A 15,486-nucleotide genomic window follows, 5' to 3' on the forward strand; every position below is an offset into this window, starting at 1 on the left:
CCCATCCGCAAAAATGTTAGATTTTCTAAATCATATGTGAAGAAGGCTTTCAACCTTACTCACGTTCAGCTGACGGTAATTAATTATAAATAGTGTTGTGATAAAGAATAAAAGTGTAATCCATAATATTAAGTCAATATTGTTATTGCTAGCTACAATTGGAGAAGCAAGATTAATAGAACGAAGAATAAAATTAGAGTTCATAAAAATTTGTACATCTTCACGTAGAAAAAGATAGTAAGCTGCGATAATTATAAAATTCGAATAGTGGGTTAATAGAGGTGTTGTTATAAATAACAACTTGACCATGCTATGAAAGACATTTAAGAATAATAAATACAATAATAACTCATTGGTTATTATTGGTGTTATCAGGTTCAAAGAAAAAGTAACTAAAAGAATCAAGATAAGCTGAGGCAATAATAGTAGAAATAACCTATTAAAAATTATGTGTGCATAGGGTGTATGCTTGCATGATAACAGAAAAACCATTTTAGGATTTATATCCAACTGAAGAATGTTACTTTGGTATATCCCGAACAAAAATGGAACAAAAAAACCCATAAAAATCTTGAACATCGGAATCACGTTTATACTAGAATTAAATAGAAGAGGCGCCAGTAAACCAAATCCCATTACAGAAAAAGCCATAATAATCTTTTGATCTTGATAACCCATCATTATTGAATGATATGCAGAAAGCTGAAATTTTAGTTTTGAATAGAATATTTGAAGAATTCCTCTTGAGTATGTTTCGAACGAGTATCTTTCGAACAAGTTGTTGGAGAGCTTAAATAAATAGATAAGGGCTAAAACCAATAATAATATTAATATTGCAACGAAGCCTATTATTTCGATAAACTGGGGAGCGTTCAACCACAGATTAGTAATCATGGAAATATCGAATACAGCTCCTCCCGATTTACTGCTCATAAGAAACGAAGAAGCATACAAAATTAGAATTGTAATAAAGGAACTAAACACGTTTCGCAATTTCAAAAAAAAGATAATCGAAAGTGTTATCCAAAGGAGAATGTAATTTAGCAGACTGTTTGCATATTCCAAGATATAAGCTTCGAAATTAATTGTGTGGGGAGAGTAAAACAGCTGTTGGATTAAACTAATTAAATATGCGGGTAAAACATAAAATAAATTAAACACAAGAAAATATGATATCAATAATGAAATGATAATTTGATGTTCGGTTAAATGAACAGCGATTATAAGTATTTTGCGATTAATCAAATAAACATATAAGTGACTTAAAATTGACAAAACAAATATGCAGAATCCAATCGAGTACAAAAAAGCATTATAATTACTTAATAGTTTTAATGAACTGTATAAAGCATAGTAATCAAAAGGGGGCATTGAGAAGATCCATGCAAAACTAAATAAGAAGGAAATTCCTATAATATGACTCGTTGAATAAAACTCCTTAACTGTATTTTTAATTAAAGAAAGCATATATCAGAGTGAGATATAATAATTTATCAAACATTGAAAAGCTTCACGCAAAGTTGGCCTTACAATTGTCCCTCCAAGAGAGTCACTTCGACTTGAATCATATCTTAGGATTATAGATGAGTTATTGTTAATGACATTTACTACGGACACATTATGATTCTTTATTTCAGAAAACCTTTTTGAGTCAATATGAACTTCTTTGATGATACCCAGATAGTTACTTATTAAATTTTCAGTTGCGTCGTAAAAAACAATTTTAGAGTTGTCCATTACAATTATTTTTGAACAAAGATCGCGTAATTCCTCAAATACATGCCCCACATAAAGAACAATATTCTCAGCACTATTCATTAGAAGATATCTGGATAATTTCATGCGTCCTTCAATATCTAAGTTGTTTGTCGGTTCGTCGAGTAATAAAATAGAAGGATTGTGAATGATTGCCTGTGAAATTGCTATTCGTTGTCTAATGCCGCCCGATAAATGGCCAATAGGTTTAGCTGCATAACCTTCAAGTCCAAATACTTCGATAACCTCGTTTATTCTTAGGCTCCGTTCAGATTTCTGCTTCCATTTAGAAAGCAATAATATATAGTCCAAGAATTCAACAAGTGTCATTCGTTCATAAAAAGGAGGGTCTTGAGGAAGATAGCCAATGACTTTTTTCCACGAAATTGAAAGTAAATCAACTTTTTCACGATTTAATAAAACTTCACCGCTATCTGGTGCTACCAGTCCGGACAAAACCTTTAGTAACGTTGATTTCCCCGATCCGTTTAATCCTATAATTGCCGTAATCCCAGGCTCAATAGAGATATTTAAATTACCTAATACTTGATTGCTTCCGTAACTTTTCGAAACATTTAGTAATTCTACATTCATAGGAGAATCATAATTAGTTAAAAAAGTTTGATTCCTTGATTTTTGCTAACATACCTTTAATATGAGAAGTAAATATTTCAAAGTTCAGTTCCTCTGAAATATTAATGCTCTTGTTTAAATGTGATTCTATTGTTGAGTATAAATTATTCTTGAAATTATCTTGACTGATAAGAGCGTAAACATCCTCAATTGCCGCATTTTTTGTGTTGATGGCATTCAGACATGCACACAAAAGATATGATTTATCAGGTTTTACAAAGTCCTTTTTTATATCAATTAAATCATCACACAGTTGTTTGGCAATGTGATATTTCGTCAACATTATTTCCGATTTATGAATTAATGGTTGTTTGTTTGTAAGATAGCAGAAGCAAACAAATGTAATGTTTAATGGCAGAAGTTTGATGCCGAGATAATGGAGATTATCATTTTCAAATATAGATTCAATTCCTATTTCTTTTTCTTTTTTCTCCCACTTTAATGATTTATAATACTCACCTTCATAATGATTAATATAGTTTAAGATTTGCGGACCTGTAAACTCAACTAGTTGAGTAATTGCTTCGTTTTTTAGAAAATGAGTATCTATAAATTTGAATATCATTTCCCTATAGCAATTTTGTGGTAAATGGTACTCATCCACAATGTTATCTTCTGCCATAATAAAATAAAGATACATAACATTAATCAAAGCCAATTTTCTTATTCTATTAATTTCGGAGGGGGAGATATAACAGTAGTTATAGGGAAAAGTAAGAAGCCAGTTATTCAGATTGAATGTTGAGTCTTTATTCTGGTCTAGTGCTATTTCATATTTATTTATTTTTTCATAAAAAGCAACTCTAAGGAGCTGAAGTTCTTCATGTAAATTAATCTGGAGGCACTCCACATCGTCTAAAAACGCAACTTTTCTATTTAAACTCATAAAAAGAAATTTTGGTATTCTTTGTCCGAACGATCAATTGTTCGGTTCCCTTATTAAAAAAGTCGGTGAATGTTACAACTGATTGACAATTCTTTTTTTGCTGTTTAACCGTGTTATTAAATTTAATTTCACCAGATTTGATATCTAGAATAATAACATTAGCATCATAGTCGGTAATTGTAATTACCTCAGGCGTGTTATCTTTGTTAATATTATGAAGAGTGAGAGGAAGTTGGATTTCATTCCCTGTGTTGGTTTTCCATAGAATATTAAAGGTTTTCCCATCTATACCATAGATATTAAAATCAACCGAGCCCCCAATTATATCATCAACCCCATCATTATTAAAGTCGTAGAACCTCAAATAACCTATCATTCCGGCATTATTGTCGTTACCCCCAATTTTCTTCTTTTGCATTAAGATAGTCCCAGTATTAGAATCAATTTTATATAAATTACCTCCCCGAGTGATCACTATAATTTCATTACTTTTTTTCGTTCCATAAATTTTGGATAAATCATCTTTCCCTTCTCCCAGTTTAATTCCTAAATAGTAATAGCTAGTAATTCCAAAATCCATTTCCCATATTACTTTATTAAGTTTTAAGGAATAGCACACTAATAGATTTTCATCACTTTGAATAAATACTTTGTCATCAACTATTCTATGTGTAGGATATTTAATGCTCACCTTTCTCTTATAATTCAAAATATTTTTCTGAGATTTGAGATCAATAATTTCTATCCGATCTCTGTAATTCAATGTTAATGTGAATTGTTCATCAGTTTTGTCTATCCATGGCCTATCGAGATTTTCGTAATCAATATGAAAATTCCCTATTTGCCGCAAAATATTTGGTGCGGAAAACTCATACAATCTATTTTTTTTTAGAAAGTAGATGTTATTGAGCGTATCTTGTAAGTCATCGTAAGTATAATCAATCTCTTTTTCCGAAAATATTATTTTTTTATTCTTATCATATATTAAAAGAGTAATTTTAGGTTTTATGTATGTAAATAGAGCAAGATACTTAGTTCCATCCTTCTGTAAGATTATATTATTCGGATAGATAAAATTATCCGATTCAATTGATTCAACTTCTTTCCACTGAGCTTGAAAAAAAGTAGTTACACATAGAAATAATAGATAGAAAACTGACTTCTTCATTGGATTCCTCCTGTTTTAAGCCCCATGCGATTTTGTCTTTATCTCTTTTTTGAATATTAACCGGTATAGTCCAGTCCACAAAGGTCTTCTGTTGCACAGCTAGTACAAAAATCAACATAATCACATTTATCAAGTTTACTACATCCCGGTTCCTCCTCGGTTGCGGAACACATATTTGGTAAATCATTATTCAACAGTTCGAATTGATATTTTTTTGTATCCATTTTTCCCTCCCTAAAATAAAATACATTGTAAATATATATTTGTGTTGCATGGGGCTCTTAAGTTATGGTTGATAGATTTCCTTATTCCGCTTATTACGTTTAAATAAAAACTCCTTATCCTCACTCGTTAAACAGTTATAAACATAAATTGCGCTTTCAATAGATTTTTTTATTAAACGGCATCCCTCTTCTGATGGGGTATTCTTTTCTGCATCAGTTGAACAATTATATTCATGCACACAACCCCCTCCGCAAAAATATTTTGCCCAGCAGGCACGGCAAATATTGTTATCTACTCCCATGTTTAAAATGGATTTATACTCAAGAGCTGTACCTTTCCTAACATTTCCAATTTTATAATTATCATCACCAACGAATCTGTGACATGGGTAAATATCACCATCTATAGAAATACCAACTATCCCTCTTCCAACTCCACAAAAGAAGTATCGTTTTGATTTATTGTACAATCTAGTTATGTGAGGTATTAATCGTGTATCTGCCGGAAACTCTCTATTTTTTATAGCTAAGATTGTAATATCAACCAGGAAATCGAAGTAAGCTGATAACTTATTGTAATCGTCATTAGAAAGTTTAAATTGCTCTTGCTTAGGGGATTCAGAGGAGAAGATGGCTTCTGCCCAATTTACTTTTTTAAATCCCAATTTACTGAGGTAAGCAACATGGGTTTGCAAATCAGCATTCTGTTTGGTAACCGTAATTCTTGCGGAAGTATTGGATTTTAATTTTCTACTGGTAATTAAATTGGTAATGTTATTTTCAATTAACTTATGTGATCCAACCGAGGATTTAAAAGGTCGATTTATTTGCTGGGATTTCAAATCGCCGTCGCAACTAACTACAATCGAAAAATTTTCTTGATTTAAATAATCAATGACTCGTTTATCTAAAAAACATCCATTTGTTGTAATAGTGAATAATGCTCTTTTATTAAATAGCGGGGCTTGTTCTTTTGCATAGGTAACAACTTTTTGAATTAGATTGAAATTTAATAGCGGTTCACCACCAAAGAAGGTTATAATTACAGTTTTTTTGTCCCCCGAAGATTTAATCAGCCAATCAACAGCTTTGTAAGCGGTATCTGCTTTCATCAATCCGCGACTGCCATACTCACCCTCATCACCATAGCAGTAGACACAGTTCAGGTTGCAGATCTGCGAAACATTTAAACAGATTTGATTTACAGTGCTTTTTGAGTAGGGGGTATTATTTGATGAAACATGACCAGAGGATTCTGATGAAATTCCCATTTCTTTTAAAATCAGCAGTAAATTCTGATTGGGGATGGTTTCGTTTTTTCTCCATTCATGAATGTCTTTGTAGAGTTCTTTGTCTATTTTATAAAGATTCAAAGTTTCGGTTTGCAGCAAGAAATAGAAATCTCGGTATTCAAAAAAATGGTAATTATCCATAGCTCCACTTTTTTTGAACAAATATTGTATATAAAATTGTTTTTTGAATCAGTACTTATACTAGTTTTTATAGAAATATTTTGTTTTGAGAGGAAATATTTGAGTGGAATTGACCGGTTTTTCTATCTCTTTTAATGCAGCACTGTTTTCTGATGAGTATTTTATCAATTGTTGAGTGGTTGAAAACCCTAATTTTGACCTTAAGTTATTGGAGTGAAAATATATAGTTCTAGGAGAAACAAATAATTTTTCGGCGATTTGCTTGCTTCGTAGTCCCTCACCAAATAGATATAATACTTTTTTTTCCATTGGAGTCAAATTACTAAATGTGTCTTCATTAATTTTATGATTTATTGTTGTGGCATTTGTTTGGGGGATGTCGAACAATCCGATATTCAGCAGCCAACTAGTTCTTAATTTTGTATTCGGTCCAAGGATTATTAATAGCAATGATAGGATTGATGAGGAAAATAAAAAGAGAGTAAATTGATCTCTCAGAAAATCAGCTTGAATATAGTAAAGCATTACCTTCGCATTATCTTTAATAGTAATCAAAATTAGAATTAGAAGAAAAAAGCTTAATGAGGAAGCGGTTTGTAATTCTTCTTTAATTTCTTCAACAAAAAAATAAATTATGTAAAAAGATGCCATGAGAGTTATTACAGAAGGTAATAATTTGGGGAAATAGAAATATGGTAATAGTAAAATAGAGGAGAGCATTCCCCAATAAATATTTTTTCTGTCTTTATAAGGTAAAACTAAAAGTAATAGAGAAATCGACATCGGCATGAAATAGTAAGTTGGAATTTTAAACAAATAGTAAAGGATAATGAATGCTGGATCAAGAAGTGCCAGACACACAAAATAGTAGAGGAATTTTGTGTGTCTGAATATAAAAACAGGAATAATATTAATTAATATGTTGAATGCTATCAGTAACAACCAAATATCTGCCATCTGCCACACCCCATAAAACTAAGTGGTTATAATTGGCATCCCCCCGCATTAAATCTTATTGAGGATGAATTTCGATTAAACTTAAAAAAACTGATTTAAAATATCAACATTATTAATGAATTATCTTTTCTCCTATAAAACTTTCTATCAGCTCGGATTTTTATCTGCGGAGATTCTTGTTAGTTGAGTTAATTTAGTCGAATCCTATATACTGATGTATTAGCTGTAATATAGAGAGTTTTTCTATCCGAATCTCCCCAGTTGCAATTTGTTGGAGTTTCGGGGGTTTCGATTTTATCAAGATATTTTCCCTGTGGCGAAATTATCCAAACACCGCCTGGACCCGTACAATATAAATTTCCCGCCGGATCAGTCTTCATTCCATCGGCGTATCCTTTTTGAGGGATTCTGTAAAATTCTCTTTTGTTAGAAATCGTTGAATCATTAATAACATCCCAAACATAAATTATGCATTTGGGGGATTCGCACACATAAAGTTTTTTTTCATCTGGGGAGAAACATATTCCGTTTGGTTTATCAAACGTGTCATCAATTAAAGTGACTTTACCAGTTGTACTAATTCTGTAAATTCCTTTGTGAGATAATTCAGTTGATTCCCCTTCGGGAACGTTAAAATCGGGATCGGTGAAAAATATGGAACCATCCGACTTCACAACTAAATCGTTAGGACTATTAAATTTTTTCCCTTTATAGTGTGAGGCGAGGACGGTTTGAGAGCCATCACTTTCGAGTCTGGCCACTCTTCTTAATTGTGTTTGCGCCATTATTAAATTACCATTATTATCATAAGTTAAACCGTTTGAAATACCCGAAGGCTTTAAGTAAACACTCGTACCGGAATCTTCAGTCCATCTGTACATTGTATTTGCAGGTTGCATATCGCTAAATAGTAAACCAAATCCATCTTTCCACACAGGTCCCTCAACAAATACAAATCCAGTAGCAATTTTTTCAAGTTTTGCATTTTGGGGGATTGGCGATTGCGCGTTGGCGATAGATATTTGCACTAGTAATACTATTATAATAAAATATTTTGTTTTCACTTCAACTCCATTAATAATATAATTGCAACACTAATTTATAATAGTTTTTAATTAATTAAATATGGCAAACGACAATTGGATGAAAAAATTTTAAAAAACTGGAAGCGCGCGGTTATTAAAATTGGCAGTTCCTTGATTGCACCTGGCGGAAAAAGTATAAGCGCAAAACATACATTGCCTATTGCAAAATTTATTACTGAATGCAGAGCCAAGGGAAAGGAAATCATACTGGTTTCATCGGGCGCTGTCGCGGCAGGATTATCGACCCAGCCACAAATGCAGAGAAGAACTTCAAGAACAATCCCCGAAAAACAAGCTCTCGCGGCAATTGGACAGCCATTATTAATGCAAAGTTGGAGTCGTTTTTTTGATTTTCCCTGTTCTCAATTATTATTGACACATGAAGATATTAATGACAGGAAACGATTTGTAAATGCAAAAAATACACTTCATATTCTATTGGAATTAGGAACGCTTCCAATATTTAACGAAAACGATACTGTTGCGGTGGAAGAATTAAAAGTTGGAGATAATGATAATCTTGCCGCTTATGTGGCAATGTTAGCCGAAGCTGATTTGTTAATAATTTGTTCCGATGTTGATGGATTGTATGAGACAGACCCGAATAAAAATGGAAACGCAAAATTAATTCCTGTCGTTAAAAAAATTGATCAAAGTATATTCGACTTTGCGCTTGGCTCTAATAATCCAGTGGCAACTGGTGGAATGAAAACAAAAATAGAAGCAGCCCATAAAGCAGCAGTTCGGGGAATCAATACAATTATCATCAATAGTACTAAAAGCGAAGTTCTTGATGACCTATTAAAAGATAAAGTTTCTGGCACAATATTCTTGAAATCAAATAATCCAATGACCGCAAAAAAACATTGGATTTTTCACGCACATAAGCCAAAAGGAAAAATATTTATTGATGCCGGCGCTTCTAAAGCAATAATACAAAAGGGGGCTTCACTTCTTCCATCCGGAATAAATAGATCAGAGGGGAATTTCAAGAAAGGGGACGCGGTTGAGATAATTGTGCTTTCAGATAACACACAAAACACAGTAGCAAAAGGAATTGTTAAGTATAATTCAGATGAAATCAAAATAATTGCTGGTAAAAAAAGCAGGGAGATAATCACACTTCTGGGGTATAATATTTCCGACGAAATAATAAATAGAGATGAACTTGTTTTAATTCAAGAATTATAGGTGCCTGATTGGATAAACAATTATTAGAAATTGTAAAAAATAGTTTTTCGGCTTCAAAAAAATTGGCAAAGTTGAATAGCGCAAAAAAGGATGAAATTCTTTCTGCGATGGCGGATCAACTTGTACATAGTGAGGAGTTAATACTGAACGCCAACAAAACTGATATTGAATATGCGAGAAAGAAGCAGTTATCCGATTCGATGATAGATAGATTATTATTAACTTCCGAAAGACTTCATTCTATGGCGAACGCAATTCGCGAAGTAATTGAACTGTCTGATCCTGTTGGAAAATTTAGTGGTCAGAGAATTAGACCGAATGGATTGAATATAAATATGATGAGTATTCCTCTTGGGGTCATTGCAATCATTTATGAAGCCCGACCTAATGTTACATCGGATGCGGCCGCACTTTGTATTAAAAGTGGAAACGCTGTAATTCTTAGAGGAGGCTCCGAAGCATTTAATTCTAATATTGAAATAGTAAAAGCTTTACGCTCCGGCATTGAATCAACAAATGTTGATCCATCTATACTTTCTTTTATTCCAACTACAGATCGAGATGCAATGCTGGAATTGTTAAAGCTTGATGAGTATATTGATTTGGTAATTCCACGAGGCGGGGAAGGATTAATTCGTTTTGTTGCAGAGAATAGCCGCATTCCAGTTATAAAACATTATAAAGGAGTGTGTCATTTATATATAGATGAAGCAGCAGATCAGGATACCGCAATAAATATCTTAATTGATGGAAAAACCTCTCGTCCAGGCGTTTGTAACGCGCTCGAAACAATGCTTGTTCATAAAAATATAGCCAATGAATTTTTACCAAAAGCAGAAGCATTTCTAATTTCTAAAAATGTTGAAATAAGAGGATGCTCTGAAACAATCAAAATATTGCCAAATATTAAACTTGCTGATGATAATGATTTTTATGCTGAATATTTATCTCTAATTATTTCAATCAAAGTGGTCGACAATATTGATGAGGCGGTGGCTCATATTGAAAAGTATGGATCAAATCATACGGAAGTTATTGTTACAAAGAATAATGAAAGTGCTGAAAAATTTATCAAAGAAATAAATTCATCGTCGGTAATGGTAAATGCTTCTTCCCGGTTTGCAGATGGGGGAGAATTAGGACTTGGCGCAGAAATAGGAATTTCTACAACAAAGCTTCATGCATATGGACCGATGGGACTTGAATCCCTAACAACTAAGAAATTTGTAGTTATTGGAGATGGGCAAGTCCGGCACAAAATTAATTGAGTAATTAATTATTGTGAGGCGGTCTCATCACATTTAATAAATTAAGAATAATAAAGACTGATTCATTATCGCGGACAACTGCCTGAACGAAATCATTTTCTGTTTTCTTTTTAAAGTCGGGTGGACTTTCAATTTGTTCTGCTTTCACATCATAAACACCATCAACACTATCAACAATTAACCCCAATCGAATAATTACTTTATTGATCTCATCTTCAACAATAATAATTCTTGTTTTATCGTTATATGCGGTTTCTTCCAAACCAATTTTTAAGCGCAAATCTATAACAGGCACAATATTGCCTCTTAAATTAATTACACCCTTTATATAGTGATGTGCATTTGGAACACGTGTAATGTTTGTTAATCTGATAATAGAAGTAATTCTTAAAATATCAATGGCGAAAGTTTCTTTTTCAAGGAAGAAGCGTAAATATTTTCCTTCAAGACTGAGCGCGGCCTTTGTATGAGCATCAATGTCTCCCTTTTCGGTACGTTCGAGCAATTGTCTTGCTTTTTCAACAAAATCAATTTTTGAGGCTTTGCTAACCGCATCGCTTTTATCTTTATCGGAACATACTAAATCTGCAAATCTCATATCAAAGAATTGATTCAAATCAATAATATTTCCAATACCCATTTCTTTGTTCATATAATTCTGAATGAAATCTAAATCGGCTTTTACAGGGTAAAGGTTGCTTGTTTTAATTCCCTTCGGTTCTGTTAAAACATTTTTAAGAACAGGTACCTTTAAGCCAAGTTCCTTTTTCGGGTCAAGAAATTCAACTGCGATCTCTGCGGCAAGTGCCGGTTTTTCTTCTATATATCTACCGGCTTGAACAATATATGAAACAAATTCCTGAACAGCCTCCGGAAAGTTTTTTATGAAATCAGATTGAACCGCCAATACACAGCAGGGATGATTTTCCCACAATTCACTAGAAAGATACTGAAGATCAGCAATTCCACCGGCAATTGCTTTCGTGCCAATAGGTTCAGCAACCATATACCCACTGGCTTTTTCGTTCTCATTTAAAAACTCGGGCATCTTAATTGGAGCAACAACTTCAAATTCCACATCCACATTTGGTTCACCTGTAACTCCCGGATTCAATCCAATATTCTTGAAGAAAATATGAGAAAGCATATTATGGATTGACATTTTGTGAGGAATATAAAATGATTTTCCTCTAAAAAAATCTTTTCCGGTAACATGATTGCCTGTTTTGTTTCTAACGCAGCAGCTTCCGTTTTTATGTGCAAATAATATTAAGCGAAGAGGCACACCATAATTATATAAATCCATAGCCAGCGGAGCCAGAATAAATGCCACATCTGCAGTGCCATTTTCTAATGATTTAGCAACAGTATTCCAGCTCGACATGCATTCAGTTTCTAGTTCAAAATGTTTTGGCTCAATTTCCTTTTTCTTAATTAAATGTTTTAAAACGCCAAGGGTTAAGTGATCGGTTATTTGAATATGAATTGCCTTCATTTTTACTTTACCTGAAGAGGTAACTTTGGATTCATAATTAACCTCTTTAATTTCATCACTTTCATTTTTAATCCCGAAAGCCTCATTCATTTTTTCGAGCAGCTCGGTATTATTGAAAGGTTTTGATATAAAACTGCTAACCCCGGCGGATGCCGCGCTTTCAATCTCCTTTTTTTCACCTCTTCCGGTTGCCATTAAAAAGGGAATATCTTTCGTCGAATCGTTGGAGCGTACCCATTTCAGTAATTCAAAACCATCCATCTCCGGCATATTCCAATCACTAATAATCAGTTCAACTTTCGAATCGTTTTCTAAATACTCAACCGCTCTTTTTCCATTTTCAGCTTGAATTACATTTGTAAAACCGAGTGAGTTTAGTGTTTTTAATTCCATTTGACGCATTACACCGGCATCTTCAACAAGAAGAATTTTAATGTTTTTTTGCAGTTCCATGTTTTTTCAAATTTAGTTTTAGAATATGGGCGACTAAGGGATATTTCACCTTATAAATTATCGAAGGTTTTTAGGGTTTTTTAAAGGTTAGAATGAAGAAAAGTCAACGAAATTTAAATCCTCCGGAATTTGGTGATTCCGGAGGTAAACTAAAGATTAAACTTGAACATATTTTGAAGCTAGAGTACCGCAAATTGGGCAATTATTTTCGGGTTTGCCAATTTCGATATGACCACAAATTGGACATAAATATATTTCACTTGTATCGAGATCTTTTCCTTCAAGTGCAGCCTGGAGAGCTAAATTATATAATTCAGCATGTACTTTTTCTGCATCAAGCGCGTAATTAAACATTCTTTTGGCTTTATGATTTTCATTGACTGCTAATTCATGCATTGGCGGGTACATTTCAGAAAATTCATAAGTCTCTCCAGCTATCGCCGAGCGGAGGTTATCGATAGTTGATCCCACAGCCTCGAGTGCAGCTAGATGTCCCTCTGCATGAATTCTTTCCGCCTCTGCTGCTGTTGCAAATAGTTTAGCAATATTCGGAAATCCATCTTTTTCAGCCTTTTTTGCAAAGGCTTTATATTTTTGATTAGCCTGACTCTCTCCCGCAAAGGCTTCTTTCAGATTATCATGAGTTGACGCCATTTTTTCTCCTTATATTTTTAATTAGTATTAATAGATTCTAAAGTCTTATTTAAATATGAAAAATCTCAACAAAAATTGCAATTTTCTAAGCTCTGCTAAAAATCTGATCTAATGAATAGGTAGTATGTTTTCCCAATTTTATATCTTTAGCGGAATTTAACATTCCAATAGCGACTGTTCTCGCTGGGATCGGCTTATACTTTTTAATAGCTGGAATCATTAAAGTGAGGAAATTCATTATAAAAATTCCAACTTTTTCTAAAATTCTACTCTCATCTCTTTTCCCCACCAATATAGACGGCTGAAAAATTACAGTTTTTTCAAATGGAAGCAGTTTCACAGAATCCTCCAGCTCCCCTTTTATTCTAAGATAAAAATTTTTTGACTTTGGATTTGCTCCTGTTGATGAAACAAGAAAATAATTTTTAACTGAGTTTTCAGAGGCAATCTTTGCAAAGTTTAACTGATACTCAAAATCAATTTTGTACTGCTCCTTTTTTGTGCCCGCCTTTTTTATTGTCGTACCCAAACAGCTAAAAAGCTCATCCCCGGTAATTAACTCATTATATTTTTCTAACTCATCAAATGAAATTAGAAATTCTTCTAATTTATCAACTTTTATATTTAGTGACCGACGGGAAAAAGTTTTTACTTTTGAGTACTCTTTATCTTCGAGAAGAAGTTTTACCAATTCTTTGCCCACAAGTCCCGTTGAACCAATAACAATAGCTGTTTTCATTAGTCAATGGTATATAAATAGTTTGGAAGTTTAATCTTTATGCCCGCATAACCTCCTACCATATCGCTCCACTGATCTCCGACGCAGGCAATAATATTATAACCCTTTTCAGTTAATTCTTTTCTCTTTAAAGCCTTGAATTCAGCTGCAGGAATTTTCATCTCACTTTTGTGCCGAACAATTAACGTATCAAAAACTGTATATCCTTCATTAATTAAATTATTATAAGTCGCCTCTCTTGCCTCCTCATATCTGCCTGTTATAAAAATAATTGCAACATTTTTACTTATTAAATAATTATAAAACTTCAGTGATTGAGGAATTGCCTTGGCATCTCCCTGGGTTATCCATTCATGCCACAAGCTGGGTACATAACCAAAACCAATTTCCTTGGTGTGTTCGTAATTTGAAAGAGCGGTTTCATCAATGTCAAAAACAACCGCAGGATTTACAACTGGACTAAGCCTTTCAATATCTTTTAAGGCGGAGGCAAATATTTCTTCGGTTTCTTTCTCAAAGTTACCCGATTCATAATAGTTTTGAACAAGTGATTTAGTTTCGCTTAAGTTTACGAGTTTGAATTCAGAACTTGCAGAACATCCTGCCAGAAAAATTATTAAAAGCGCTACTTTAACGGTTTTTATCATTTTGTATTCTTTTATGTTAATGAACATTACAAATAAATTAAAACAAGTTGGATTTAGCAACCAATTCTAATGCAAAAATCCATATTCTCATTGGTTCTTTTTATTTGAATTCTAAATTTAGAGCAACCGATAAATGCTGGTTTGTAATTGGGGCTAAAAATAGATTTTCCGCAGAAATTCTTTGAGAAGATTGAAAATTATTCGAGAAGCATTTCAGGTTATTGATTCAATAATTTTATAATTGTCTTCGTCAATTATGATTGAGGAAATGAATTAAAATTCATCAATGAACTAAAACCATAAAAAAAGAATAAAATAATAAGTAGAATATAAAACACCGTTAAAACTATTCCAACAATGATCAATATCTTAAATATTTTGAAGTATTTGTTTTGTAGTTCAAACCCAGCTTTTAATGCTTGATTGTTATTCGACATTCTATATATGGAAAATTGATCTGCCGCTTCCCGAATTCTTAAACCCGCAATAATTATTGGAATTCCGAACACAGCTCCAATAATTGTTAAGCAGCTTAATACTCCGTAGATAATTGTAAATAAGCCGACAAAATGCATATCCTTTGTAAGCTTTTCAAAAATGAAACCAAAATTTGACGTTGGACGGTAATTTTGTTCGGGGGATGAATTAATCCCATACTCATCAAAGTTTTCCATAATGCCTTCTCAATCAATTATTTTCTTTTTTTTCTTCCGCCAAACTTGGCAATTAAGAAATCACGACTGCTTTTCTGTTCTTGAATTAATTCCTTTTTTGAGAATTCCACTTTGCCACTTAATACACAGCCGGTTCTGCCCGGAATACAATCTCTTTGAAGCCTGTTACACTTATTAAACTCTAAATCAAGATGAGGACACGAGAAAGAACTCATTATCTTAAT

16 protein-coding genes are annotated in these 15,486 nt (G+C 33.0%); 2 read left to right on the top strand and 14 right to left on the bottom strand.

Features of this window, described 5'->3' with window-relative positions; all coding sequences use genetic code 11:
* Positions 1-30 precede the first annotated feature (30 nt).
* The 8 genes from KF816_01125 to KF816_01160 form a co-directional block, all read right to left on the bottom strand.
* Entirely contained in the window at positions 31-933 is a 903-nt protein-coding gene (locus KF816_01125) for a hypothetical protein (GenBank protein MBX3006604.1), read from the bottom strand.
* Positions 934-1,470: 537 nt separating this feature from the next.
* Complete coding sequence (locus KF816_01130) at positions 1,471-2,349, bottom strand: ABC transporter ATP-binding protein (protein ID MBX3006605.1); 879 nt, start codon at positions 2,347-2,349, stop codon at positions 1,471-1,473.
* 13 nt (positions 2,350-2,362) lie between these two features.
* Complete coding sequence (locus KF816_01135) at positions 2,363-3,274, bottom strand: hypothetical protein (protein MBX3006606.1); 912 nt, start codon at positions 3,272-3,274, stop codon at positions 2,363-2,365.
* On the bottom strand, positions 3,261-4,442 hold the full coding sequence (locus tag KF816_01140) for a PQQ-like beta-propeller repeat protein (protein MBX3006607.1): 1,182 nt from the start codon (positions 4,440-4,442) through the stop codon (positions 3,261-3,263). Before KF816_01140 ends, KF816_01135 begins: the two co-directional genes overlap by 14 nt.
* A gap of 56 nt (positions 4,443-4,498) precedes the next feature.
* Positions 4,499-4,666 (bottom strand): hypothetical protein, encoded by a 168-nt coding sequence (locus KF816_01145; GenBank protein ID MBX3006608.1) that lies wholly within the window; start codon positions 4,664-4,666, stop codon positions 4,499-4,501.
* Between the two features lie 62 nt (positions 4,667-4,728).
* A complete protein-coding gene (locus KF816_01150) occupies positions 4,729-6,099 on the bottom strand; it encodes an SPASM domain-containing protein (GenBank protein MBX3006609.1) in 1,371 nt (456 codons plus the stop codon).
* Positions 6,100-6,159: 60 nt separating this feature from the next.
* On the bottom strand, positions 6,160-7,056 hold the full coding sequence (locus tag KF816_01155) for a helix-turn-helix transcriptional regulator (protein ID MBX3006610.1): 897 nt from the start codon (positions 7,054-7,056) through the stop codon (positions 6,160-6,162).
* Positions 7,057-7,244: 188 nt separating this feature from the next.
* Positions 7,245-8,120 (bottom strand): SMP-30/gluconolactonase/LRE family protein, encoded by an 876-nt coding sequence (locus KF816_01160; protein ID MBX3006611.1) that lies wholly within the window; start codon positions 8,118-8,120, stop codon positions 7,245-7,247.
* 75 nt (positions 8,121-8,195) lie between these two features.
* Here KF816_01160 and proB point away from each other — a divergent pair, with 75 nt between their 5' ends.
* Together proB and KF816_01170 are read left to right on the top strand one after the other, a co-directional pair.
* Positions 8,196-9,332 (top strand): glutamate 5-kinase, encoded by a 1,137-nt coding sequence (proB, locus tag KF816_01165; protein MBX3006612.1) that lies wholly within the window; start codon positions 8,196-8,198, stop codon positions 9,330-9,332.
* Positions 9,333-9,340: 8 nt separating this feature from the next.
* Complete coding sequence (locus KF816_01170) at positions 9,341-10,600, top strand: glutamate-5-semialdehyde dehydrogenase (protein ID MBX3006613.1); 1,260 nt, start codon at positions 9,341-9,343, stop codon at positions 10,598-10,600.
* Positions 10,601-10,604: 4 nt separating this feature from the next.
* Here the strand turns inward: KF816_01170 and KF816_01175 are convergent, their stop codons facing one another.
* From KF816_01175 to KF816_01200, 6 genes are all read right to left on the bottom strand, one after another.
* Complete coding sequence (locus tag KF816_01175; GenBank protein MBX3006614.1) at positions 10,605-12,548, bottom strand: chemotaxis protein CheW; 1,944 nt, start codon at positions 12,546-12,548, stop codon at positions 10,605-10,607.
* A 156-nt stretch (positions 12,549-12,704) separates the two neighbouring features.
* On the bottom strand, positions 12,705-13,202 hold the full coding sequence (locus tag KF816_01180; GenBank protein ID MBX3006615.1) for a rubrerythrin family protein: 498 nt from the start codon (positions 13,200-13,202) through the stop codon (positions 12,705-12,707).
* A gap of 85 nt (positions 13,203-13,287) precedes the next feature.
* Positions 13,288-13,941, bottom strand: coding sequence for an NAD-dependent epimerase/dehydratase family protein (locus KF816_01185; GenBank protein MBX3006616.1), 654 nt, complete (start codon positions 13,939-13,941; stop codon positions 13,288-13,290).
* Positions 13,941-14,588 carry an HAD family acid phosphatase gene (locus tag KF816_01190; protein MBX3006617.1) on the bottom strand — a complete coding sequence of 216 codons (648 nt, stop codon included), beginning with the start codon at positions 14,586-14,588 and terminating at the stop codon, positions 13,941-13,943. The genes KF816_01185 and KF816_01190 overlap by 1 nt, the downstream gene beginning before the upstream one ends.
* A gap of 254 nt (positions 14,589-14,842) precedes the next feature.
* Positions 14,843-15,262: a DUF5362 domain-containing protein gene (locus KF816_01195; GenBank protein ID MBX3006618.1), complete on the bottom strand. Its 420-nt coding sequence runs from the start codon at positions 15,260-15,262 to the stop codon at positions 14,843-14,845.
* Between the two features lie 17 nt (positions 15,263-15,279).
* On the bottom strand, positions 15,280-15,477 hold the full coding sequence (locus tag KF816_01200; GenBank protein MBX3006619.1) for a hypothetical protein: 198 nt from the start codon (positions 15,475-15,477) through the stop codon (positions 15,280-15,282).
* Positions 15,478-15,486: the final 9 nt, after the last annotated feature.

It is taken from the genome of Melioribacteraceae bacterium (assembly GCA_019638015.1).
Lineage (GTDB): Bacteria > Bacteroidota > Ignavibacteria > Ignavibacteriales > Melioribacteraceae > JAHBUP01.